This is a genomic window from Massilia sp. LXY-5 (assembly GCF_059801075.1).
In genome coordinates this window covers 552946-572427 of sequence record NZ_JBNNEH010000001.1, presented here as the reverse complement: position 1 = coordinate 572427, position 19482 = coordinate 552946, and the positions used below count along the sequence as shown (strand labels likewise).

At 62.2% G+C, this 19482-nt stretch carries 20 protein-coding genes and 1 tRNA gene; 10 read left to right on the top strand and 11 right to left on the bottom strand.

The window, feature by feature from the left end:
* From ACI48I_RS02560 to ACI48I_RS02550, 3 genes are all read right to left on the bottom strand, one after another.
* Nucleotides 1-1302, bottom strand: a complete 1302-nt coding sequence (locus tag ACI48I_RS02560; protein ID WP_498573241.1) for a restriction endonuclease subunit S — start codon at nucleotides 1300-1302, stop codon at nucleotides 1-3.
* Nucleotides 1299-2852 carry a type I restriction-modification system subunit M gene (locus ACI48I_RS02555; RefSeq protein WP_498573240.1) on the bottom strand — a complete coding sequence of 518 codons (1554 nt, stop codon included), beginning with the start codon at nucleotides 2850-2852 and terminating at the stop codon, nucleotides 1299-1301. Before ACI48I_RS02555 ends, ACI48I_RS02560 begins: the two co-directional genes overlap by 4 nt.
* A 291-nt stretch (nucleotides 2853-3143) precedes the next feature.
* Nucleotides 3144-3833, bottom strand: a complete 690-nt coding sequence (locus ACI48I_RS02550; protein WP_498573239.1) for a hypothetical protein — start codon at nucleotides 3831-3833, stop codon at nucleotides 3144-3146.
* A gap of 91 nt (nucleotides 3834-3924) precedes the next feature.
* Between ACI48I_RS02550 and ACI48I_RS02545 the strand changes: the two genes are divergently transcribed.
* Nucleotides 3925-4257 (top strand): helix-turn-helix domain-containing protein, encoded by a 333-nt coding sequence (locus ACI48I_RS02545; RefSeq protein ID WP_498573238.1) that lies wholly within the window; start codon nucleotides 3925-3927, stop codon nucleotides 4255-4257.
* An 88-nt stretch (nucleotides 4258-4345) separates the two neighbouring features.
* On the opposite strand, the gene ACI48I_RS02540 is transcribed toward ACI48I_RS02545, so the two are convergent.
* The 4 genes from ACI48I_RS02540 to pepN all read right to left on the bottom strand — a co-directional run bounded on the left by ACI48I_RS02540 (nucleotide 4346) and on the right by pepN (nucleotide 9126).
* Nucleotides 4346-5035 carry a hypothetical protein gene (locus tag ACI48I_RS02540; protein WP_498573237.1) on the bottom strand — a complete coding sequence of 230 codons (690 nt, stop codon included), beginning with the start codon at nucleotides 5033-5035 and terminating at the stop codon, nucleotides 4346-4348.
* 237 nt (nucleotides 5036-5272) lie between these two features.
* Nucleotides 5273-5348, bottom strand: a tRNA-Thr gene (locus ACI48I_RS02535).
* 102 nt (nucleotides 5349-5450) lie between these two features.
* Nucleotides 5451-6452: a class 1 fructose-bisphosphatase gene (locus ACI48I_RS02530; protein WP_498573236.1), complete on the bottom strand. Its 1002-nt coding sequence runs from the start codon at nucleotides 6450-6452 to the stop codon at nucleotides 5451-5453.
* Between the two features lie 28 nt (nucleotides 6453-6480).
* A complete protein-coding gene (pepN, locus tag ACI48I_RS02525; RefSeq protein WP_498573235.1) occupies nucleotides 6481-9126 on the bottom strand; it encodes an aminopeptidase N in 2646 nt (881 codons plus the stop codon).
* 207 nt (nucleotides 9127-9333) lie between these two features.
* On the opposite strand from pepN, the gene ACI48I_RS02520 reads away from it, so the two are divergent.
* Nucleotides 9334-9981 carry a DUF4136 domain-containing protein gene (locus tag ACI48I_RS02520; RefSeq protein WP_498573234.1) on the top strand — a complete coding sequence of 216 codons (648 nt, stop codon included), beginning with the start codon at nucleotides 9334-9336 and terminating at the stop codon, nucleotides 9979-9981.
* A 67-nt stretch (nucleotides 9982-10048) separates the two neighbouring features.
* On the opposite strand, the gene ACI48I_RS02515 is transcribed toward ACI48I_RS02520, so the two are convergent.
* Genes ACI48I_RS02515 through ACI48I_RS02500 form a run of 4 tightly spaced genes read right to left on the bottom strand, consistent with a single transcriptional unit; the run spans nucleotide 10049 to nucleotide 12500 of the window.
* Complete coding sequence (locus ACI48I_RS02515; protein WP_193688499.1) at nucleotides 10049-10192, bottom strand: hypothetical protein; 144 nt, start codon at nucleotides 10190-10192, stop codon at nucleotides 10049-10051.
* Nucleotides 10189-11163, bottom strand: a complete 975-nt coding sequence (locus ACI48I_RS02510) for a quinone oxidoreductase family protein (protein ID WP_498573341.1) — start codon at nucleotides 11161-11163, stop codon at nucleotides 10189-10191. Before ACI48I_RS02510 ends, ACI48I_RS02515 begins: the two co-directional genes overlap by 4 nt.
* A complete protein-coding gene (locus ACI48I_RS02505; RefSeq protein ID WP_193688498.1) occupies nucleotides 11163-11558 on the bottom strand; it encodes a methylglyoxal synthase in 396 nt (131 codons plus the stop codon). Before ACI48I_RS02505 ends, ACI48I_RS02510 begins: the two co-directional genes overlap by 1 nt.
* Nucleotides 11559-11576: 18 nt before the next feature.
* On the bottom strand, nucleotides 11577-12500 hold the full coding sequence (locus ACI48I_RS02500) for a DMT family transporter (protein ID WP_193688497.1): 924 nt from the start codon (nucleotides 12498-12500) through the stop codon (nucleotides 11577-11579).
* 143 nt (nucleotides 12501-12643) lie between these two features.
* On the opposite strand from ACI48I_RS02500, the gene ACI48I_RS02495 reads away from it, so the two are divergent.
* From ACI48I_RS02495 to ACI48I_RS02460, 8 genes are all read left to right on the top strand, one after another.
* Nucleotides 12644-13531 carry a DUF2182 domain-containing protein gene (locus ACI48I_RS02495; RefSeq protein WP_193688496.1) on the top strand — a complete coding sequence of 296 codons (888 nt, stop codon included), beginning with the start codon at nucleotides 12644-12646 and terminating at the stop codon, nucleotides 13529-13531.
* A 203-nt stretch (nucleotides 13532-13734) separates the two neighbouring features.
* Nucleotides 13735-14463: a YebC/PmpR family DNA-binding transcriptional regulator gene (locus ACI48I_RS02490; protein WP_193688495.1), complete on the top strand. Its 729-nt coding sequence runs from the start codon at nucleotides 13735-13737 to the stop codon at nucleotides 14461-14463.
* A 35-nt stretch (nucleotides 14464-14498) separates the two neighbouring features.
* A complete protein-coding gene (purD, locus tag ACI48I_RS02485; RefSeq protein ID WP_193688494.1) occupies nucleotides 14499-15764 on the top strand; it encodes a phosphoribosylamine--glycine ligase in 1266 nt (421 codons plus the stop codon).
* Between the two features lie 187 nt (nucleotides 15765-15951).
* The gene (gene hemF / locus ACI48I_RS02480) at nucleotides 15952-16863 is read left to right on the top strand and encodes an oxygen-dependent coproporphyrinogen oxidase (protein ID WP_193688493.1); all 912 of its coding nucleotides are present in this window, start codon (nucleotides 15952-15954) and stop codon (nucleotides 16861-16863) included.
* Nucleotides 16860-17519, top strand: a complete 660-nt coding sequence (locus ACI48I_RS02475; protein WP_498573233.1) for a nicotinate-nucleotide adenylyltransferase — start codon at nucleotides 16860-16862, stop codon at nucleotides 17517-17519. The genes hemF and ACI48I_RS02475 overlap by 4 nt, the downstream gene beginning before the upstream one ends.
* Nucleotides 17519-18226 carry a ribosome silencing factor gene (gene rsfS / locus ACI48I_RS02470; protein ID WP_498573232.1) on the top strand — a complete coding sequence of 236 codons (708 nt, stop codon included), beginning with the start codon at nucleotides 17519-17521 and terminating at the stop codon, nucleotides 18224-18226. Before ACI48I_RS02475 ends, rsfS begins: the two co-directional genes overlap by 1 nt.
* Before the next feature lie 16 nt (nucleotides 18227-18242).
* The gene (gene rlmH, locus ACI48I_RS02465) at nucleotides 18243-18713 is read left to right on the top strand and encodes a 23S rRNA (pseudouridine(1915)-N(3))-methyltransferase RlmH (protein ID WP_193688490.1); all 471 of its coding nucleotides are present in this window, start codon (nucleotides 18243-18245) and stop codon (nucleotides 18711-18713) included.
* Between the two features lie 13 nt (nucleotides 18714-18726).
* Nucleotides 18727-19344: a Maf family protein gene (locus tag ACI48I_RS02460; protein ID WP_193688489.1), complete on the top strand. Its 618-nt coding sequence runs from the start codon at nucleotides 18727-18729 to the stop codon at nucleotides 19342-19344.
* Nucleotides 19345-19482 lie beyond the last annotated feature (138 nt).

Here is a 19482-nt window from a genome sequence, read left to right as displayed (position 1 = left end):
TTAAGCTGCCTCCAGTTCCCGCTCGGCTTGGCTGACAGAAAGCTTGCCGGAAACTAGGCGCGGGAGAAGTAGGTCGCGAGCAGCAGCGAGCCTCGCACTTGCGCTAACCAAGTTGGTGACTTTTTCTTGAATCGGTCCGATGATCGCGTCAAATTTCCGCTGCATTAAGATGGGCGGGGTGAGTACAGGCACATCCTTCATCACGCCTACGTTTAAATTAGGCATTGTGGCCCCTGTCGCTCGCGCTTTAATTGCCCCCTCCGTTTCTGGCGCTCCAAGTGCCATGAACAGGTAATGTGGCAAAGCTTTGTTCTTGTCTGGACGGAGCCGCAAACAGCCCGTACCGCAAAAAAATCCGGCTTCCGCCTTGGAAATAAGCGCGCGCCGCCCGATGTCGCCGCGCCGACCATACACCACATCTCCTTCAACCATAAGATGACGTCCAAGGCTATTTGCAATTGCTGGAGGGATGCGGGCGATCCCATCAGTTTCAACCCGTAGATCAATGATATTCTTGGGCATCACAACAGGCACACCTTCATCCGCATAATCCTCTTGATGGAGTTGGCTTCCAAAGGGGCCCGTTTGGATACCAGACTTACCGGCGCATAGTTCACCCAACGTTGCAATCACCCACCCCGCAGGTAGGCGGCCTTTAGGCGTGTCTTCGATAACCGCGTCCTCATAGCCGGGGAAGCGGAGGTAGGTAAACCATTCGGTAAACAGCGCCTGCGCCATCTGTTTTAGCACCGCGATCCGTCGCTGGTTAACTTCGATTAGATCGTCATACGCTCCCAAAATCCCTGCTATTCGACGCTGCGTTTCAATGGGAGGTAGGCCGACGGCGAAATCGCAAATGCGTCCCGGCGATGTGTGTCTGACTGTCGACCCTGTCGCGGTGGACCTGAGGTATTCACGGTATTCATGCGTGTTGCAGAGATAGTAAAGAAACCGTAGGTCGAGGCGATCAGCTTTCAAATCAACGATCTTGCCAAGACGTTGATTATGAAGGCATGCGATATCGGATGAAACGAATGCCGGTGCACCTAGGATTGCTGCCTCCTGGGTGAGGTCAGTCATTACGACGAGCAATTCACCGGCGTTGAGCTTAAAAGCCTCTGGGAACTGACCAACATAGGAGCGGTCTTTCCCCGGCCGCAGCTTAAGTCCGCCTCTTGCTTCAAAATTTCCTGGTGTTAGGACGACAGGACCGTGCTCATCGGAGAAGTGCTCGCTTTTAAACGCAAAGCCATGTTTGATTTGGAACAGGTCGCCAAAGCGCACCGTCGACCATTCACTCACGTCAGCACCTCCGCGACATTTACCGCGATCACCTCCTGCAAGCGCGCCGCCTCCGCGTTCAACCCTTCCAATTCCTCTTGTAAAGTCTCGAGCCGCTCGCGGAAATCCTCGTCGTCAGGCTGCTCGCCCGGCGCAACGCCCACGTAACGCCCTGGGCTCAGGCTCCAACCCTGCGCGGCAATCTCGGCGCGGGAGGCGACTTTGCACAGACCGGGAATGTCTTTGTAGCCTTCATCGCCGAAATGCGCGACCATTGCCGTGCTGCTGCCCGCCGCCAGTTCCACAGCTTCGCCGCGCCACAGGCGAACAATATTGCCCAGGAACTCTATCTGGTCTGAGGTGAAATCACGATGCGCGCGGGCAATCTGCCGAAAAATATGGCGCGCATCGATAAACAGCACTTGATCCTCGCGAGCACTTTCCCTCTTGCCCTTGTCGAGGAACCACAACGTAACTGGTAACGTAACGGTGAAGAACATGTTGGGCGAAGTGGAGACGATCACATCGACTGCCCCGCTCTCAATCAACTTGCGCCGCATCTCCCGCTCGGAGCCGCTCGCGTCCGAGGCAGAATTGGCCATGACAAAGCCGGCGCGACCTTGATCGTTAAGCGCAGCATTGAATAGACCGATCCACAGGTAGTTAGCGTTGTTGACACTGGGCATACCAAGTGAAAAGCGCGCGTCCACATCCCCGGCCTCGTTTAGCAAGCGGGCGATATCCACCTCTTTCTGGTTAAACGGCGGGTTGGCCATCACGAAATCGAACTTGCCAACCATCCGGTGCGGGTCTTCGTAATAGCTACTGGCGACGCGGATATCACCGGAAAGCCCGTGAACTGCGAGGTTGAGCCGGCACAGCTTTTGCGTATCGGCCATCTTTTCAACGCCGTACACACTGATGGCACGCGCCGGATTCTCATTGTGTCGCTTCACGAATTCGGCAGAATGGACGAACATGCCGCCGGAGCCGCAGGCTGGATCGAGGATGCGGCCATGGAATGGCTCAATGACCTCGACGATCAGCTTCACTATGCTGGAAGGTGTGAAATACTCCCCACCCTTCTGCATGAACGCGGAGGCGAACTCGCCCATGAAATATTCAAAGATTAGGCCATAGGCGTCGCCTGAAATCGAGAGCGGTTGCAGCAGCCGCAGCAGTTCGCGCAGCACCGAATTAGGCAGAGAGCCGTAGCCCTGCGGCAGCACACCGGCGAGATCGGAATTGTGCTCGGCAATAGCCTTCATCGCCTCGTTTAGCGCCTCGGCCAAGTTCTCTGTTTCCGGCAGAGCGAGCAGATAGGAGAAGCGTGCATGTGGCGGCAGGAAGATTGCGCCCTTTGCGTGGTAATCAGGTGGTGTAGGGTTACCGAGCCGCCCGCCGCGGGGAAGCTCGGCATCGACGACATCAAACCTTGCCTCCATCTGCCGCAGAGCAATCAGCGCCAATACCGGCTGGGCATACTGATCCGGCCTTAGTTCGGTATTGGTCCAGAGTTGATTCGCCGTGGCAAACAGGCGTCGAGAAAGGTCTTGAAGATCGACTGCCAATGTTCCTCCTAAATGGTCATGCGCCGTCTGATGAGCAAATTTCGACCGCCGCGCTCGGCGATTATATCAATGCCTGGATGTAATATGGCCTCTACCGGCCACGTTGCGGTTTCTTTCGTACACTGGATGGCCAACAGGTGGGAGGTCAGGCATCGGTAGCTACTCTGGCCGCGTCTGGACAGCTTCTACTGGATTCGAAAGATACTCGGCAAGTTCGACTGCGCCAAGAAGAACAAGTCGTGACGTTATTCTTGGAATGGAGTCCGTTCCGAGCCTGCAGCATAGGTGCCTTCACAACCGATAGTGCTTCTCGATGAGCTGGCTGCACAGCAATTCGCCCCCCTCCCGCAGGATGCGCAAGCGGGACATTTTAGGAACGTTATCGCAGATCCACGCCATCTTCGCGTGCAGGCTGGCGTCGGGCTTGAACAGAATCGCGGTCGGCGCGGACGTGAACAGCTCCCAAGGCTTCTTGGCCTCTGCGGCCTGCTGAGCGGGCGCAAAAGACGTTTTCTCCGGTTCAGGCGAGGGCTCAGCTCCCTCGCCCAACCGTGGGGCTTCTAGGGGCTGGAATGGGGTTTCTAAGTCAGGGATCGGCAGCTCGTCCGCACGAAGCGGAGGCGAACGTTCTTCGACTTGCAGCGTGTGCAAATGATACTCAGCCAGCGCAACGTAAGCCGAATAATGACTTCGCTTCACATCATTTTTGTCAAAGACCTCTTTCATGGCTTGCAGCGACCTGATGATTTCCGCCAGCGCTTGGCAAGGCGTCTCGTACGTTGGGTTTGGGCGCCGGCCGTCCTTGTGCCACTCTCGATTGAACCAGTTCTGATCCTCTGACAAGACCAAACGACAGGTCTCTTCGTCATCAAGGCACTCCTCCCAGACGATCGCCCAAGCGCCCGAATCCAACTCGAAAAGCCACAGCGGGCCGTATGCACCCTGTTTGCGATGCAGAAGAGTTTCAAAGTATGTACGCACGGCGTGTCCTTTCGTCCGTCGAAAAACGAGAAAGCGGCCATTCTACGTTTTTCGTAGAGAATATTCCAAGGCGATCTACGATTATCGGAGGATGCATGGCAGCCGCACCTCCTCTAGCAGCTCAACCGTTGGACGACGACTTCGTCTAGCACGGGAACGTGCGGGCTTGCCGCAGGACCGCCTTGGTGTTTTGGCTGGCTTGGAAGAATCATCGAGTAGTGCCCGCATCAGCCGCTACGAGAGCGGCGTGCATGAGCCGCCCCTGAGCTTCACGGAGTCATTGGCCAAGGTATTGGGTGTACCTGCGGCGTATTTCTTTTGCAGCGATGACAGGCTGGCGGAAATCATCCTCGCCTATGCAGATATGTCGGAAGCCCATCGGCAGGCGCTTCACACGAAAGCAGTCGAGTTGGCCGAACATTAAGTCCTGCTCGTATGATGCAGTCGCACCTCGATACCACGCCCCCTCTTCAGCTTCGGCCTCGGCCGATTTTCGCCAGCAGGAATAAAACTCACCATGTCGGGGGACTCAACATCCGCACTTGCCTGTCGCCGCTGAGCGCCAGCCGTTCGATCTTCGCCGCCCTTACCTCGCTGTGGCCGTCTGGCGGCACGGCTTTGAGAATGGCTATAGCTTCGTCAAAACGACCCAGCAGGCGCAGCAGCTCCCCTTGCTGAATCATGTTCCTTGGATGTGTCTCGCCATCCTGCAGCATACCTAGGATCGCTTCCATGTTGTTGCGCTCTGCTGCCGCTGGCCAAACGGGTACGTCGGGATAAGGCGAGCCGTCGACACGCACGCGGTAGCGGTCGTTTAGATCCCACCAGATACGCTTTCTCAGCCACAGGATTCGGCTGCTGCTGACTCCCTTCGATCGCGACAGCACGTGGACCACGTCGTCGAAATTGACGCTGCCGATATACTGCGCACGCCCCCACGACTTCATCGTCCCTGCCCAGTCCTCGTGCTCCTGAAGTCTTCCTTCCGGGTCACCAAACCAACGTAACCACGCTCGCGTCATTCGACCGATGGGCATTGGTGGCTCCGGCATGATGCCGACAGCCTCGACATCATCCAGCCAGAACAGCGCCGCACAGGCGCCACAGCGGACAAGCGGTTCCTGTTGCCACCCCATGGTCGGCACCCCATCGGACCAATCCCGCGCGCCGAAAAAGTTGGCGCTGCGCAGGCGTTGTCGCAAATAGAAAGCGTCGCACCCTGGGCAAACGTGGACGGAAGGAGATGTGTAACTAGTCATGGCGGCTATGATAACGCCGCAATGTCAGGTCAGATACAGGCCGCGAAGTTCCTGCTCAGCAAACAACGGTATATAGCCGGCCGGGTTACACAGCGGTTACACGAAGAAGAAATGGCTAAATCAAAGAAAAAAGGGTTACACGCAAAAGCATGTAACCCCTTGATCTGACTAACTTATTCTTGGTGCCGCTGACCGGAATCGAACTGGTGACCTTCGCATTACGAATGCGCTGCTCTACCGACTGAGCTACAGCGGCTCTACGCGGGCAAACCCGACGAAGAGCCGTATTCTAGCAAACAACACGTCAAACTTGCTAGTCCGACTCTGCAATTTCTCGCCGGATTTGCCAATAATTCACTTACTCGGCGTGGTAGCGGGTCACCAGCTCGACTTCTTCCTTCGAACCCAGGAAGACCGGAACGCGCTGGTGCAGCTTGTGCGGCTGAATGTCCATGATGCGCCCGCTGCCGTCCGTGGCGGCGCCGCCGGCCTGCTCGACGATCATCGCCATCGGGTTGGCTTCGTACATCAGGCGCAGCTTGCCCGGCTGGGACGGATCGCGCATGTCGGCCGGATACATGAAGACGCCGCCGCGGTTCAGGATGCGGTGCACGTCGGCCACCATCGAAGCGATCCAGCGCATGTTGAAATCCTTGCCGCGTGGACCGGTTTTACCCGCCAGCATTTCGTCGATGTAGCGCTGGACCGGCGGCTGCCAGTGGCGCTTGTTCGACATGTTGATGGCGAACTCTTTGGTCGCCGCGGGGATCTGGATGTTGCTCTGGGTGAGCACCCAGGAGCCTTGTTCGCGGTCGAGCGTGAAGCAGTGCACGCCCTGCCCCGTGGTCAACACCAGCATCGTTTGCGGACCGTAGACCGCGTAGCCGGCGGCAACCTGTGCCGAGCCGGGCTGCAGGAAGGCTTCTTCGGTCGGTTCGCCCATGCCTTCCGGGGCTTTCAGCACCGAGAAGATGGTGCCGATCGAGACGTTGACGTCGATGTTCGACGAGCCGTCGAGCGGATCGAAGAGGAGCATGTACTCGCCCTTCGGGTAGCGGTTCGGGATCGGGTGGATGCTTTCCATCTCTTCCGATGCCATCGCCGCGAGGTGGCCGCCCCACTCGTTGGCCTCGAGCAGGATCTCGTTCGAGATCACGTCGAGTTTTTTCTGCACTTCGCCCTGGATGTTCTCGGTGTCGGCGCTGCCGAGGATGTCGCCCAGCGCGCCCTTGCTGACTTCATAGCTGATGCGCTTGCAGGCGCGGGCCACGACCTCGATCAGGAGGCGCAGCTCGGCCGGGATGGAATTGTGGAGGCGTTGCTGCTCCACCAGGTGTTGCGTGAGACTGACGCGTTTCATGAACTTCCTTTGCTTGGATTGAATCGTTTTAGTTGGCGAGCGCTTTGCCGACGACTTCGCGCACGTCATTGGAAAGACGCTGCTGTCCGGCGACCTGCTGCAGCGCCTTCTTCATGTGTTCCTGCAACTCCGGCGTGTAGCGGCGCCAGCGGTCCATGGCGCGTGCCAGGCGGCTCGCCACTTGCGGGTTCAGGGCGTCGAGCGTGATCACCTGCTCGGCCCAGAAGGCGTAGCCGCTGCCGTCCGGTGCGTGGAACTGGACCGGGTTGCCGGCGCAGAAGCTGGAAATCAGGCTGCGCGCGCGGTTCGGGTTGCGCAGGTTGAAGGCCGGGTGGCGCATCAGGCTGCGGACAGCGCCCACGTCGGTGGTCGCCGCCGACGCTTGCAGCATGAACCATTTGTCGATGACGAGTGCTTCGTCCTCGAATTCGTCGTAGAAACGCTGCAAGGCCGCTTCCGCGCCTGGTGCCCGTGCATGGATCAGCGCGCTCAGGGCGGCGACGCGGTCGGTCATGTTGCCGGCCTCGTCGAATTGCTGCTGGGCCAGTTGCAGACCCTCCTCGTCCTGGGCCGCGGTCAAATACGCCAGGCACAGGTTTTTCAGGGCGCGTTTGCCGGCGGACAGGGCATCCGGGCTGTATTCGCCCGGCGTCTGGTTGGCCTGGTATTGCGCCAGCAACTCCGTGCGCAGGCGGGCGCCGATATTCGCGCGCATGAACTGGCGCGCCAGGTGGATCGACATCGGATTGACGACCTCGATCTGCTCGGCCACCATGCCTTCCGACGGCAGCAGCAAGGCCTGTTCGCGGAAGGCGGGATCGAGCGCCTCGTCGCTCAGCATCTTGCCCAGCGCCAGCAGGAAGGTGTCGTCCAGCATCAGGGGCGCGCCGACGCCGGCTTCGCCCGTCAGTTTCAATAGACGGCCCATCGCCAGGCGCTGGCCGGCTTCCCAGCGGTTCACGGCATCGCTGTCGTGGCTGAACAGGTGCAGCAAGTCGGCGTCGCCATAATTAAAGTCGAGAATGATCGGCGCCGAAAAATCGCGCAGGATCGATGGCGTCGGCTGTTCCTGCACGTTTTCGAAGACGAAGCTCTGCTCGGCTTCGGTCAATTCCAGGACCGTCGTGGTGCCGGCATCCTTGCCGCCGATGATCAAAGGCATGTCGCGCCCGTCCGCACCCAGCAAGCCGACGGCGATCGGGATGTGGAAGGGGAATTTGCTGGTCTGGCCCGGGGTTGGCGGGCAGGACTGGAACATGGTGATCGTGTAGGTCTTGTCGACCTCGTCGTAGCGGGTCTCGGCGCGTACGACGGGCGTGCCGGCCTGGCTGTACCAGCGCTCGAACAGGCTCAAATCGCGGCCGCTCGCATCGGCCATGGCGCGGCGGAAATCGTCGCAGGTGACGGCCTGGCCGTCATGGCGCTCGAAATACAGGTCCATGCCCTTCCTGAAACCTTCGCGGCCCAGCAGGGTCTGGTACATGCGCACGACTTCGGCGCCCTTCTCATACACGGTCACCGTATAGAAATTGTTGATCTCGACGAAGGAGTCGGGACGCACCGGGTGGGCCATCGGGCCGGCATCTTCCGGGAACTGGGCCTGGCGCAAGGTGCGGACCTGGTCGATGCGTCCTACTGCCCGGCCGCTCTCGGTGCCGATCATGTCGGCCGAGAATTCCTGGTCGCGGAACACCGTCAGGCCTTCCTTCAGCGACAGCTGGAACCAGTCGCGGCAGGTGACGCGGTTGCCGGTCCAGTTGTGGAAGTATTCGTGGCCGACGACCGCTTCGATGCCCTGAAAATCGATATCGGTGGCAACGCGCGGATTGGCCAGCACGAATTTCGTGTTGAAGATATTTAAACCCTTGTTTTCCATCGCGCCCATGTTGAAGTCGCCGACGGCAACGATCATGAAGCGGTCCAGGTCGAGTTCCAAGTTCCAGCGTTCCTCGTCCCAGCGGATGCTGTTCTTGAGCGACTGCATCGCGTAATCGGTCTTGTCGAGGTTGCCCTCCTCCACCCAGACCTGCAGCAGGGCGTCGCGGCCGTCTTTCAGGCGGAAGGTTTCTTCCTGGCAGACTAGGCGCGCGGCAACGAGCGCGAACAGGTAAGACGGTTTCCTGAAGGGGTCTTCCCACTTGGCATAGTGGCGGCCGTCGCCCAGTTCTCCTTCTTCGACCAGGTTACCGTTCGACAGCAGCACCGGGTATTTTTCCTTGTCGGCGCGCAGCATCACGGTGAACACGGCCATCACGTCCGGGCGGTCCGGGAAATAAGTGATCGCGCGGAAGCCCTCGGCCTCGCATTGCGTATAGAAACTGCCGTTCGAGGTGTACAGGCCGCTCAGGGTCGTGTTCTGTTCCGGCACGCAGATCGTCTCGATCTCGAGCGTGACTTCCTCGGGGGTATCCGGAATCGTCAGCAGGCTGCCTTCGATGCGGTAATCCTTGTCGCTCAGGGTGTTGCCGTTCATGCGCAGCGCCACCAGCTCCAGGTTCTCGCCGTAGAGCTCGATTTCGCGCTGGGCACTGTCGGGGTTGCGCCGCATCGTCATCCGGTTGGCGACGATGGTGCGCGCGGGTTCGAGGTCGAAGCCGAGTTCGACGGTGTCCACGAGGTAGCTGGGCGGGGTGTAGTCTTTCCGGTAAATCGTCTGGGGCGTGTCGGTGCGCATGGGATGTCCGAAAAATACAGTCGAAGAAGCTCTTATTTTACCAACAAGGGTCCACCGGGTTCGCGCGATTTCCCGGGAGCGAAATGTGTCTTCAAATGTGTCCTCATGTGGCGTTCGTAACCGTGTGTAAATTTATCTGAGAGAATTACGGAAAAGGCGCAATCTGACGCTGGGCAAAGTCCGTACAAATATTTGGAGATGAATCGCATGAAACGCTTGTTCGCAGTCACAGTCGCGCTCACGGCGCTGCTGCTTGGCGGGTGTGCCACCACCATCCGCTCCGACGTCACGACCTTCCACCAGTGGCCGGCCCAGATCGAGGACAAGAGCTATGTCTTCGACGCACCGCCGAGCTTCGACAATACGCTCGAATACCAGAGCTACCAGAACCTGGTGCGCGGGCAATTGGCCCAGCTTGGTTTCCGCGAGGCGAATGCCGGCGCGGCAGCGCTGAAAGTGGCGATGCGGTTTACGACCACTGACGTACCGGTGCGTGTGGTCCAGCCGGCGATGCCGATGTTTTACGACTACTCGTACTACCGCTTCGGTCCGCGCTATAGCCCGCGCTTCGGCCCGCGCGGCCGCTTTGCCGGCTGGTACCACCCGTTCTACGATCCGTTCTGGAGCCCATTCCCGGCCTATGAGGTGTCGATCGAGCACCAGTACCGGCGCGAACTGCAGGTGTCGATCAAGGACAAGGGCGACAAGCGCCTGTTCGACGTCACCGTGCACAACGTGAGCCGCGAGCTGTCGACCCCGGTCGTGATGCCGGCCCTGGTGCAAAGCGCGTTCACGGGTTTCCCGGGGCCGAACGGCGCGTCGCGGTTGGTGGAAGTGCAGCGCAAGGAGGGGTGATGCGCAGCCGGCAGTGAAGCCGGCATCAATAAAAACCCGGGGCCAGCGCCCCGGTTTTTTATTGTCCTTACGAAAAATACGCCTCGGAAGCAAACGTGATCGCCACGATCAGCAGGACTGCCAGCACCAGCACGATCAGCAAGCGCCCGAACTTCGGCGCGCCGACCGTGTCCGGCTCCTGCGGCTCGTTATCGTCGCTGAACTCCCTCATGGCAGCAGGATGGTCGAGCCGGTCGTGCGGCGTGCTTCGAGCGCGATGTGGGCCTGGGCGGCGTCGGCCAGCGGAAAGCGCTGGCGGATGTCGATTTTCACTTTGCCGCTTTGGACCATGCCGAACAGGTCGGCCGCGCGTGCCTCGAGCTCGGGACGGGTGGCCACATAGGCCGCCAGCGAAGGCCGCGTGATGTAGAGCGAACCACGCGAGGCCAACTCGCCCAGCGAGAACGGCGGCACCGCGCCCGACGAATTACCGAAGCTGACCATCAGCCCGCGCGGCTGCAGGCAGTCGAGCGAACGGGTAAACGTGTCCTTGCCGACGGAATCGTAGACGACCGGCACTTTCTCCCCGTTCGTGATGTCCAGCACGCGCGCCACGATGTCCTCGTCGTTGTAATTGATGACGTGGGCCGCGCCCGCCGCCTTCGCCAGCTCCGCCTTTTCCCTGGACCCGACCGTGCCGATCAGGTTCACGCCGAGCGCACGCGCCCACTGGCAGGCGATCAGGCCGACGCCGCCGGCCGCCGCATGGAACAGGATGGTCTGGCCGGGTTTCAACTGCCACGTGCCGTTGAACAGGTACTGGACCGTCAGGCCCTGCAGCATCATGGCCGCCCCGGTCTCGAAATCGATCGCGTCCGGCAGTTTGACGAGGATGTCGGCCTGCATGATGCGCAGCTCGCTGTAGGCGCCGTTCGGCCGGCCGGCATAGGCGACGCGGTCGCCCGGCTGCACGTGGGTGACGCCCTCCCCGACGGCCTCGACCACGCCGGCGCCTTCCTGGCCCAGCCCCGAGGGCAGCGGCATCGGGTACAGGCCGGTGCGGAAATAGACGTCGATAAAATTCAGGCCGATCGCATGCTGGCGCACGCGCGCCTCGCCCGGCCCGGGCTCCCCTACCTCGACGTCGACGTATTCCAGTACTTCCGGCCCGCCGGTGCGGGTCATGCGGATTGCCTTGGCCATCATGCCTGTTTCTCCTTGTTGGTAGTGAGGATCAGCCCGTCCAGCACCAGATGGGCCGTGGATACGTTGGTCGCGCAGGCGATGTTGTGGACGTCGCAGGCGCGCACCAGGGCGTTGATATCGGGTTCGTGCGGTTGCGGGGTCATCGGGTCGCGCAGGAAAATCACGCAATCGATGTCGCCGGTGACGAGCTGGGCGCCGATCTGCAGGTCGCCCCCGAACGGACCGGAATGCTTGCAGTCGACCACGAGGCCGAGTTCGTTGATCAGGCGCGAGCCGGTGGTGCCGGTGGCGGTCAGCGTGCAGCCGGACAGGAAGTCCCGGTATTGCCCGGCGAGCGTGATCATGTCGTCCTTCTTCTTGTCGTGGGCGATGAGCGCGATGCGTGGTTTCATTTGTTGTCCGTCTCTTTCCTATTTTTTCAGCGAGAGCAGCGCGATGCCTGCAAGCACCAGCCCGGTGCCGGCCAGCTGCACCGTGGTGACGGGCTCGCCCAGCACGAGAAAGCCCAGGAACAGGGTCGACACCGGGCCGATCATGCCGGCCTGGGAAGCGGTGGCGGCACCGATGCGCCCGACCGCGGCCATGGTCATGAACACCGGGAGGATAGTACAGAAAACCCCGTTCACGAGCGAGAGGCCATACACCGGCAGCGGCTGCACCAGCAGTTCGACCGGGCGCAGGATAAAAAATTGCGCCAGGCAGGCGACGCTCGAGACGCACATCGCATACGCCACCAGGCGCAGCGAACCGATGCGGCGCACCATCTCGCCCGTTCCCAGCAGGTAGAGCGCGTAGCACACGGCCGAGCCGAGCACGAACAGCGCACCCAGGGCCGTATTCCCGGCCTGCCCGCCGGAGAGATCGTGCAGGAAGACCAGCACGATGCCGCAATACGAGAGCCCGAGCGCGCCCCACTCGGCCGCGCCGATCCGGCGTTTGAAAAAAGTGGCGGTGATCACCAGCACGAAGGTCGGCGTCAGGAACAGGATCAGCCGTTCGAGTCCGACCGAAATGAATTGCAGGCCGAGGAAATCGAGGTAGCTCGACAGGTAGTAGCCGACCAGGCCGAGCCCGACGAGGCGCCAGCGGTCCGCCGGGCTGAGCGGCGCTTCGGTGCGCATCTTCCACAGCGCGACGCCGGCAAACACCGGAAGCGAGAACAGCATTCTGAAGGCGATCAATGTCACCGCATCGATGTGGTATCGGTACAGCAGTTTGGCGACCACGGCTTTCGTGGAAAACAAAACAGCGCCACCGATGGCGATCGCCAGGCCTGCGACAAAGGCAGGGCGTGGTATGGAGGTTGCAGTCGTGACGGGTTCAGGCTGGGTCATCCGACGATTGTACGACCAAGCACAGAATCGAGCTCGGCAGCACCCCGGAACGCAAGGGCTCGTTCGTAGTCCAACCTCGACAGTCATGATCGATGAGGAGGGACAATGCCGTACCGGAGCAGGCAAGGGCCGCCAGGCCATCCATGGCCGCCAACGCGGCCACCGAGCGGGCAGGCCGGCCCGGGAGCATCCCGATGAGCGCCCTGATCCGCATCGATTCCCAGCCCGGCCGCGAGCGGCCGCTCGTCATCGCCTGCCTGGCGATGCTGGTGGCTATCTGCTGGGCCTGCCTGGTGTTTCGTGCCCTGCGCATCGCGGCCTTCGATGCAGCGCTGGCGGACACCCTGCTCAACCCGTCCCTGCCGGGCAGGGCACTGAGCGCCCTGCCGCCGCCCTACCGTGCGCCCGAACTGGTACTGGTGCTGGCGACCTGGGGCGCGATGCTCTCGGCGATCACCTTGCCGGCGGCCACCCCGGTCATCCTGCTGTTCGCCCACATCACCCGGGTGGCGCACTCGGTGGCACAGCCGGTGCCGCAGTTGGCTCGCTTCCCGCATGTCGGGACCTTCTTCTTCGTCCTTGGCTACCTGGCCGTGTGGAGCTGCTTCGGCGCCCTTGCCACGCTCGCGCAATGGGTGCTGCACGACGCCGGCGCCCTCGATACCGGCATGGCCTTCGCCAACCCGAGCGCCGGCGGCCTGGTCCTGGTCGCGGCCGGGGTCTATCAGTGGACGCCCGCCAAGCACGCCTGCCTGCAGCACTGCCGGGCGCCGCTCTCCTTTGTGGTGACGGGCTGGCGGCCGGGCTGGCCCGGCGCCCTGCGCATGGGCGCCATCCACGGCCTGCACTGCGTCGGCTGCTGCTGGCTGCTGGTGCTGCTGCTGTTCGCGGCCGGCGTCACCCACCTCGGAGCCCTGCTCGCCCTCGCCGGGCTGGTCCTGAGCGAAAAGCTGTTGCCGGGAGGTCCGGTGGCTGCCTGTGTCAGCGGCCTGGCGCTTGTTGCGTGGGGAACGCTGTTGTTGTTTCCATAATGCGAGAGCGCCTGACAAACCAAACCGACGCCCGCTAGGCGAGCGTGCTCAGGGCAAGGCGCACCATCGAAGACAGTACAACTGTCCGGCAAGACGGTGCAACGCAGCCATGGGCATTTTGTCAGGCGCTCCAGGGGCTTTGGCGGACGGGGCGCATGCTAGAATGTCGGCCATTCTTGCATACCGTCTAAGGAATTCTCGACATGGCTGGACACAGCAAATGGGCCAATATCAAGCACAAGAAAGCCGCGACTGACGCCAAGCGCGGCAAGATCTGGACCCGACTGATCAAGGAAATCACGGTCGCCGCACGCATGGGCGGCGGCGACATCGACGCCAACCCGCGCCTGCGCCTGGCGGTCGACAAGGCGGCCGACGCCAACATGCCGAAGGATAACGTCACGCGCGCGATCCAGCGCGGCTCGGGCAGCCTGGAAGGCGTGAACTACGAAGAAATCCGCTACGAGGGCTACGGCATCGGCGGCGCGGCGATCATCGTCGACTGCATGACCGACAACCGCGTGCGGACCGTGGCCGAAGTGCGCCATGCCTTCAGCAAATTTGGCGGCAATATGGGCACCGAGGGTTCGGTGGCCTTCATGTTCAAGCACACCGGCCAGTTCCTGTTCGCGCCGGGCGTGGACGAGGACAAGCTGATGGAAGCGGCGCTGGAAGCCGGCGCCGAAGACGTGGTGCAGGACGAGGAAGGCGGCTTCGAAGTGCTGTGCGATCCGTTCGCCTTCTCGAACGTCAAGGATGCGCTGGAAAAGGCCGGTTTCAAGGCCGAAGTGGCCGAAGTCATCATGAAGCCCGCCACCGAAACGGAGTTCACCGGCGAGGACGCGATCAAGATGCAAAAGCTGCTCGACGCGCTGGAAAACCTGGACGACGTGCAGGAAATCTATACCAATGCCGTCATCGACGAGCAATAAGCTGACGAATCAGTAATATTAAGCGCGAGCACCCTATGAAGATCCTGGTAGTCGGCTCTGGTGGCCGTGAACATGCCCTGGCCTGGAAACTGGCCCAATCCGAACGCGTCCAGATGGTGTATGTCGCACCGGGCAATGGCGGCACCGCGGTCGATCCACGCCTGGTGAACGTCGAGATCACGGACCCGGCCGCGCTGGCCGATTTCGTCGTCGCCGAACACATTGCCTTCACCCTGGTCGGTCCGGAAGGGCCGCTGGCGGCCGGCATCGTCAACCTGTTCCGCGCCCGCGGCCTGAAGATTTTCGGGCCGACGCGCGAAGCGGCGCAACTGGAAAGCTCGAAGGACTTCGCCAAGGCCTTCATGCAGCGCCACGGCATCCCGACCGCGAAGTACCAGACTTTTACGGATGCGGCGCAGGCCCATGCCTACATCGACGCCAACGGCGCGCCGATCGTCATCAAGGCCGACGGCCTGGCGGCCGGCAAGGGTGTGGTGGTCGCGATGTCGCTCGAGGAAGCACACGCTGCGGTCGACCACATGCTGTCCGATAACGCCTTCGGCGACGCCGGCGCGCGCATCGTGATCGAGGAATTCCTGGCCGGCGAGGAGGCGAGCTTCATCGTCATGTGCGACGGCAAGCACATCCTGCCGATGGCGACCTCGCAAGACCACAAGCGCCTCAAGGACCACGACGAAGGCCCGAACACGGGCGGCATGGGCGCCTATTCCCCGGCACCGATCGTGACTCCGGCGATGCATGCGCGCGTGATGCGCGAGATCATCAACCCGACCATCCAGGGCATGGCCAAGGACGGCATCGTGTTCACCGGCTTCCTGTACGCCGGCCTGATGATCGATGCCGAGGGCAATCCGCGTACGCTGGAATTCAACTGCCGCATGGGCGACCCGGAAACCCAGCCGATCATGGCGCGCCTGAAAAGCGACTACCTGACTGTGCTGGAACACGCCTGCAACGGCACCCTCGACGCCGTCGAACTCGAATGGGACCGCCGCACGGCAGTCGGCGTGGTGATGGCCGCCGCGGGCTATCCGGACAGCCCGCGCAAGGGCGACGTCATCGAGGGCATCCCTGCGGAGACGCCGGAATGCGTGACCTTCCACGCCGGCACCCAGATCGTCGGCGGCACCCTGCAGACCAATGGCGGGCGCGTGCTGTGCGTCGTCGGCCTGGGCGACAGCGTCAAGATGGCGCAGAAGCAGGCGTATGAGGGCGTCGAAAAGATCCACTTCGATGGCGCCCAGTTCCGGCGCGATATCGGGTGGCGCGGGATTAAATAAGCGCATCTCGATTTCGGAACCGGTGTACCGCGTGGGCTCAAGAGCCCACCCTACGACGGCAGTGCACCGTAGGGTGGGCACTTGTGCCCACGCGGTCGCCCATGTGAACAGCCACCGGCTTTCGCCACTGCCCCCCGCCGCAGTGTACAATCCCCCTCTTATTTTTCCGCCGCCGATCTCGTCCGACATGTCCACGCCCTCCCCTTCCGCCATCAAAGCCTGGCTGCTCGACCTGCAGCAACGCATCGTCGCGGGCCTGGAAGAAGTGGACGGCAAGCCGTTTTTGAGCGACAGCTGGGAACGTCCGGAAGGCGGCGGCGGCCTGTCTCGGCTGATCGAGGAAGGCAATGTGCTGGAGCGCGGCGGGGTGAATTTCTCGCACGTGACCGGCACGAATTTACCGCCGTCGGCGGCGGCGGCCCGTCCGGAACTGGCCGGGCGCGCCTGGGAAGCGATGGGTGTCTCGCTGGTGCTGCACCCGCGTAACCCGTACGCGCCGACGGTCCACATGAACGTGCGCTTTTTCGAAGCGACGGCCGAGGGCAAGGAGCCGGTCTGGTGGTTCGGCGGCGGTATGGACCTGACGCCGTATTACGGCAACGTCGACGACGCGCGCCACTTCCACCAGGTCTGCCACGACGCGCTGACGCCGTACGGCGCAGCGCTGCACGGCCGTTTCAAAAAGTGGTGCGACGAGTATTTTTATATCAAGCACCGCAAGGAAGCACGCGGCGTCGGCGGCATCTTTTTCGACGATTTCAATGAACTGCCCTTCGACGAAGCCTTCGCCATGGTGCGCAGCGTCGGCGACGGTTTCATCGACGCCTACCTGCCGATCCTGCAACGCCGCAAGGACACGCCGTATGGGGAACGCGAGCGCGACTTCCAGGCTTACCGGCGCGGGCGCTATGTCGAGTTCAACCTGGTGTGGGACCGCGGCACCCATTTTGGTTTGCAGTCGGGCGGACGCACCGAGGCGATCCTGATGTCGCTGCCGCCGATCGTGAAATGGCGCTACGACTGGCACCCGGAACCGGGCAGCCCTGAAGCCGCGCTGTACACCGACTTCCTGCCGCATCGCGACTGGCTATCTCAGTGACCGCCTGCATCGCCCTGCTCGGGGGCAGTTTCGACCCGGTCCACCACGGCCATGTTGCGCTGGCGCGGCTGTTCTGCGCGTTGCTGCATCCCGATGCGCTGCACGTGCTGCCGGCGAAACCGTGGCAGAAATCGTCCCTGCGGGCGAGCGACGAAGCGCGCGTGGCGATGCTGGAACTGGCCTTTCGCGATAGCGGCCTGCCGGTCGTCATCGATCAACGCGAAATCATGCGCGGCACCCCGACCTACACGGTCGAGACGCTGCGCGGCCTGCGCGACGAACTCGGGCCGGATGCATCGATCGTGTTCCTGATGGGCGCCGACCAGTTGCAAAACCTGGACAGCTGGCGCGACTGGCAACAGCTGTTCGCACTGGCGAACATCGGGGTGGCCGCGCGGCCGGGCTATACCCTGGAACAGGAAGCGCTGCCGCCCGCGGTAGCGAAAGAAATGGCGCCGCGTTTGGCGTCACCGGAACAAGTGCGCACCACGCCAGCCGGCCTGGTGTGCCTGGCGCATACCCTGGCGGTCGATATCTCGGCCACCCAGGTGCGCGCCCTGCTGCGCGCGGAGGGCGATTCGTGTACTGACGCAAACTCGTTCGTCCCGCCGGTAGTGCTAGACTATATTCAACAACATCATTTATACAAGAACTAATGGATATCAAAAAACTGCAAACGGTCGTCGTCGACGCCCTCGAAGACGTCAAGGGCCAGGAGATCATGCTGTTCGATACGACCGGGCTGACCAGCCTGTTCGACCGGATTGCGGTCGTCTCGGGTACGTCGAACCGCCAGACGAAGGCGCTGGCCGCTTCGGTGCGCGACAAGGTCAAGTCGGCAGGTGGCGACGTGGTCGGCATGGAAGGCGAGGACACCGGTGAATGGGTGCTGGTCGACCTGGGCGACATGATCGTCCACATCATGCAGCCGGCGATTCGCCAGTACTACCGCCTCGAGGAAATCTGGGGCGAAAAGCCGGTCAAGCTGGGCGCCGCCAAGCGCAAGTCGACCGCCGAAGCGCTTGACGCCGCCGAGCCGAAAGTAAAATCGAAGCACCTGGCCGCGAACCAGGACGCACCGGAAGTCAAGCCTGTCAACGAGCGTAAGCCTGCGGCCAAGCGCGCAACAGCCGTCAAGGCCAGCGCCACCGCTGCGAAACCGGCGGCGAAGAAGCCTGCCGCCAAGCCTGCGTCGAAAGCCATCGGCAAGACCATCAAGGTCGCGCCGAGCAAGAGCGAAATCGCCGCCGTCGAAGCGACCAAGGCCAAGCCGCCGAAACGCAAGGTCGCAGCCCCGGCAAGCGAAAGCGGCGAACCGGTGAAGAAAGTTATCAAGCGCGTCGTCAAGAAGGCCGCCGAGTAATTAACCAGTCAGCTTCATGCAACTGATCATCGCCGCGGTCGGCCATAAAATGCCGGCCTGGATTGAAACCGGTTTCGCCGAGTACACGAAGCGCATGCCGCCCGAGCTGCGCATCGTGCTCAAGGAAATCAAGCCGGTCGAACGGTCCGGCAGCAAGACGGCCGCCACCGCGATGGCGCTCGAACGCGAACGCATCGAAGCGGCATTGCCGAAAGGCGTGCGCATCATTGCGCTCGACGAGCGCGGCAAGGACCTGACGAGCGTCGGCCTGTCCCAGCAGTTGATGGGCTGGCAGCAGGACGGCCGCGATACCGCCTTCCTGATCGGCGGTGCCGACGGGCTCGATCCCGAGCTCAAGGCGCGCGCCGAAGGTTTGATCCGCATTTCCAGCATGACCTTGCCGCACGGTGTGGTGCGGGTGATGCTGGCCGAACAGCTCTACCGCGCGTGGTCCATCACGCAAAACCATCCGTACCACCGCGTCTGACGGCATCCATCCCATGAAAGTGCTAGACAAGAAAATCTACCTCGCCTCGAAAAGCCCGCGGCGGCGCGAATTGCTGCGCCAGGTCGGCGTGGACTTCGACCTGCTGATGCTGCGCAGCGATCCTGCACGCGGCGCCGACGTCACCGAAGACGTGCGTCCTGGCGAGCCGGCGCACGAGTACGTGGTGCGGGTCGCGCTCGAGAAAGGCGCCTTTGCCTGGCGCGTGCTGCAGCAGCGCCGCCAGCCGCTGCGTCCGGTGCTCACGGCCGACACGACGGTGACGCTGGACGACGAGATCCTCGGCAAGCCTGCCGATCCGGCGGAAGCGACGGCCATGCTCGAGCGCCTGTCGGGCCGCACGCACCAGGTATTGACGACGGTCGCCGTGCACTTCACCGACATGGCCGAGCATGTGACGCAGGTGTCGAACGTGCGCTTCGCCAGACTGACGCCCCAGGCCATCCGCGCCTACTGCGCCACGCCGGAGCCCTACGACAAGGCCGGCGCCTACGGCATCCAGGGCCTGGCCGCGCTGTTCGTCGAGCATATCGAGGGCAGCCATTCGGGCATCATGGGCCTGCCCCTGTTCGAGACGGCGGCACTGCTGCGCAAGGCCGGCGTGCTGATTTAAGCGTTTAACTAAATTGTTTGCAGACGTGTCGACGGTGGACACGATGCGCACGATCACGCTCCGTAGCGCGTGGGTTCGGAGAGTCCACGCACACCCCGGCTTAAGCCGGCGTTAACGTCCCCACTTCCCCGCCGCCGC

Bases quoted from the DNA above. Each gene is read 5' to 3' on its own strand.
- ACI48I_RS02505 (WP_193688498.1), bottom strand. From the start codon at position 11,558: ATGAAACCACGCATCGCGCTCATCGCCCACGACAAGAAGAAGGACGAC.
- rlmH (WP_193688490.1), top strand. From the start codon at position 18,243: ATGCAACTGATCATCGCCGCGGTCGGCCATAAAATGCCGGCCTGGATT.
- rsfS (WP_498573232.1), top strand. From the start codon at position 17,519: ATGGATATCAAAAAACTGCAAACGGTCGTCGTCGACGCCCTCGAAGAC.
- ACI48I_RS02495 (WP_193688496.1), top strand. From the start codon at position 12,644: ATGGCCGCCAACGCGGCCACCGAGCGGGCAGGCCGGCCCGGGAGCATC.
- ACI48I_RS02545 (WP_498573238.1), top strand. From the start codon at position 3,925: ATGCATGGCAGCCGCACCTCCTCTAGCAGCTCAACCGTTGGACGACGA.
- hemF (WP_193688493.1), top strand. From the start codon at position 15,952: ATGTCCACGCCCTCCCCTTCCGCCATCAAAGCCTGGCTGCTCGACCTG.
- purD (WP_193688494.1), top strand. From the start codon at position 14,499: ATGAAGATCCTGGTAGTCGGCTCTGGTGGCCGTGAACATGCCCTGGCC.
- ACI48I_RS02520 (WP_498573234.1), top strand. From the start codon at position 9,334: ATGAAACGCTTGTTCGCAGTCACAGTCGCGCTCACGGCGCTGCTGCTT.
- ACI48I_RS02515 (WP_193688499.1), bottom strand. From the start codon at position 10,192: ATGAGGGAGTTCAGCGACGATAACGAGCCGCAGGAGCCGGACACGGTC.
- ACI48I_RS02500 (WP_193688497.1), bottom strand. From the start codon at position 12,500: ATGACCCAGCCTGAACCCGTCACGACTGCAACCTCCATACCACGCCCT.
- ACI48I_RS02530 (WP_498573236.1), bottom strand. From the start codon at position 6,452: ATGAAACGCGTCAGTCTCACGCAACACCTGGTGGAGCAGCAACGCCTC.
- ACI48I_RS02490 (WP_193688495.1), top strand. From the start codon at position 13,735: ATGGCTGGACACAGCAAATGGGCCAATATCAAGCACAAGAAAGCCGCG.
- ACI48I_RS02510 (WP_498573341.1), bottom strand. From the start codon at position 11,163: ATGGCCAAGGCAATCCGCATGACCCGCACCGGCGGGCCGGAAGTACTG.
- ACI48I_RS02460 (WP_193688489.1), top strand. From the start codon at position 18,727: ATGAAAGTGCTAGACAAGAAAATCTACCTCGCCTCGAAAAGCCCGCGG.
- pepN (WP_498573235.1), bottom strand. From the start codon at position 9,126: ATGCGCACCGACACGCCCCAGACGATTTACCGGAAAGACTACACCCCG.